We start from the raw sequence: 2,614 nt of genomic DNA, 5'->3' as shown, positions 1-2,614 counted from the left end.
AAAATGGCAAGAATTCCTCGAATGCTTTGTCGACGACCAGGAAGTCGTCGAACGTGTCAAGACATATTCCCCACGGTAACAATCGGGCGGTTACGTTGCGCTTGATCGGGAAGCCATCTCGTGGGCGGTCGTTGCCAATGCCAGCGGGATATCCGGTTCAGACATCCACGATATGATGTTGGAGGCAGTCGAGAAGCGCTTCAATTCCGCCAGAGCACCACATGCCATTGAACATCTGTCCGACAACGGTAGCGCCTGCACAGCAGGGGGGCAAACTGTTCGCTCCAGCCTTTATCCGATACCATGCTTCACCCTGATTGCCAGCCCACAATCCACTAGCACGAGAAAAATACACTTCCTAAACATTCACTTCGCGGTTGAGTTTCCTTTTAGGCGATCCATCGGAAAATGCTGTATATTATAAGAATTTATTTCTTCTGTTACCCTAATATATTCATTTGGAAACGACTGAAGATACTGGTTTATAAATCCAATTTGCCCAATAATTTTTGATAGATTGAACGAATGAATAGCTTTGTCTTGTGTCAGAGACAAAGTGCGGGATATCTCCTTAATAACAGCAAGCCGTTCACGCACGTTGAACCCATAGTCAAGAGGTTGGCGAGATAAGGAGCCGGATCTCATAAGCCTGTAGTATACACAGCGATCGTTATCATCGTCAGCATTCAATTTAATTAAGGGAAAACGGGCATATATTTCACAATAGAATGGTGTGTCTTCACCATTTTTCAGATGTGTATGAAAAGGAACGCAGCGCGCCATAAACGTTGGGACGGCCTTGCATGCTGATATAGCAGCTAAGCTTGAAGCCTGCTGAATCAGGAAGGAAGATTTCTCCTTTAAATTAAGCAGAGATTCATTTATAATATTATTATATTCTCTTTTGCCATCTTCATAAACATTAACTATATTAGAACATGATATATATTTAGCGTCCAAACGCTCATACATAGACTTAAGATAAGAATCGGATATAGTGTCGTCACAGTCGACAAAAGTTATATGCGAAAAATTTGCCAGACCGATGCCTATGTTTCGTGCATTAGACAGAGATTTTATTTCACTATAAAAATATTTAGTTTTAATTTTTCGATTATTCGATATGAATTCTTTTATTATCGCACCAGAACCATCTTTTTCACCGTTTTCAACAAAAATGATTTCAAATCTTCCTTTATCCAGATCCTGGGATAAAATAGATTCCATCACCTTTGAAAGAAAAAACTCTTCCTTATGCACTCCTATGATGACAGATATTCCTCGCGGAGCTACAAGAACACTATACTGATTATTGATGACTGCATCATGACCGCCGCTGAATCGGATCGTGAATTTGGTATAGTTTTCAGGCGTGGCAATTCGGAATGCTACTTTACCGTCGGCAATGGTTAAACTCAGGCTCGCTGTTTCATGGGAAACATCATCGAATATCGGTGTAATCTGAATTCTCTCGGTTACGCCCTCCCGGCTTGCACTCCGAATGGAAAAGCATATCTGGATTTCGCCTGTCGCGCTAAGCGGAATGTCGACATCGAGGGAACCGCCAAGCGGAAGCCAGCACGCGTCATCATCTGGGCGTATGGATTGGTTTTCTTCTCCGAGAAAATGATCGATATTTTGCGCGTCGTAAAGCGGCGGCTGGATTGGTGCAGTCTTTGCTTTCGCTGTGGCTTCTAAGACGTGCATATGAGCCTCATCGATCTGATTCCGGGCTTTTCCCGGACTTCATAAGCCCGCAGCATGTTTTTCCAGATTGTCGATCCGGGCATTGTGGAACTGCATTCAGCCTTAGAGCTTGTTCAAAAAATGTTTAGCGATTTCAGTAGGTTATGATTCAATCAGATTTTTGACATACGATGAAGATCACGAAAGCCTCAACTGTAACGCTCGCCAATAATATGCCCGAGGCAGTTCGCGCTATGCAAGCGATTTATTAAATACGAAATCGCGTTTGATCGAACTGCCTTGGCCGTCCTCACAAAACAGACTTGTGTACAGTGATGAATGCGCTGCTTTATATTGCTTCCCCTGGTGGCGCGTAACCACGCGGGTCGATTTAACCAATCAACCCCGCAGCCGGTGTTTGCGATGCCCTCGAAGTCTCACGCCGAGGGCTTCAGCTTCCGCCGTACCAATCATATCCATAATCCTCCCAATATCCGCCTATTCCGAACGCAGACACAACACTCCGGAGGATCGAGGGATGGATCGAAGACTACAACGAAATCCACCCGCACCCTGCGCTGAAGATGGCTCCCCCAAAGGAGCACATCGGAGCATTATCTCAAAAGCTGAACTGTCCGCTAAAATAGGGCGCCCTCCAAAGCTTGAGATCACTATGCCACCGGTCATGAGTGAGTTCCGCACCGCATTCATCTTGCGGAATATGTAAGCGCTATATTGGCCTGCAGCTCACTTTCCGACGCGTTACGCCGCATCAGAGCCATCGCAAGGCCCCAATGTACCGGCAGTTCCGTTGACCTGAGCCTGACCTGAGTCCCTAAAATTTCTCCAAGATTTGGTAGAGTCCGTCGCAATCAAGGAGGCGGACGGAATGAAGCGTTCCCGGTTCGCAGAAGAACAGATCATCGGA

Annotated in this window: 1 protein-coding gene and 2 pseudogenes; 2 read left to right on the top strand and 1 reads right to left on the bottom strand. The window is 45.7% G+C overall.

All coding sequences use genetic code 11. From position 1 onward, the window contains the following. Positions 1-97 precede the first annotated feature (97 nt). A pseudogene (locus tag FHS76_RS22705) lies at positions 98-334 on the top strand (IS3-like element IS426 family transposase); the annotation flags it as partial. Positions 335-366: 32 nt separating this feature from the next. Here the strand turns inward: FHS76_RS22705 and FHS76_RS22390 are convergent. After that, positions 367-1,707: a glycosyltransferase gene (locus FHS76_RS22390; RefSeq protein WP_183658531.1), complete on the bottom strand. Its 1,341-nt coding sequence runs from the start codon at positions 1,705-1,707 to the stop codon at positions 367-369. Positions 1,708-2,186: 479 nt separating this feature from the next. Here FHS76_RS22390 and FHS76_RS22695 point away from each other — a divergent pair. Next, positions 2,187-2,333: pseudogene (locus tag FHS76_RS22695) on the top strand (integrase core domain-containing protein); the annotation flags it as partial. Positions 2,334-2,614: the final 281 nt, after the last annotated feature.

Origin of the sequence: Brucella daejeonensis, assembly GCF_014199265.1 — a bacterium.
GTDB lineage: Bacteria > Pseudomonadota > Alphaproteobacteria > Rhizobiales > Rhizobiaceae > Brucella > Brucella daejeonensis.
The sequence above is the reverse complement of the archived record's forward strand: the minus strand, read 5'-3'. Positions and strand labels throughout refer to the sequence as shown.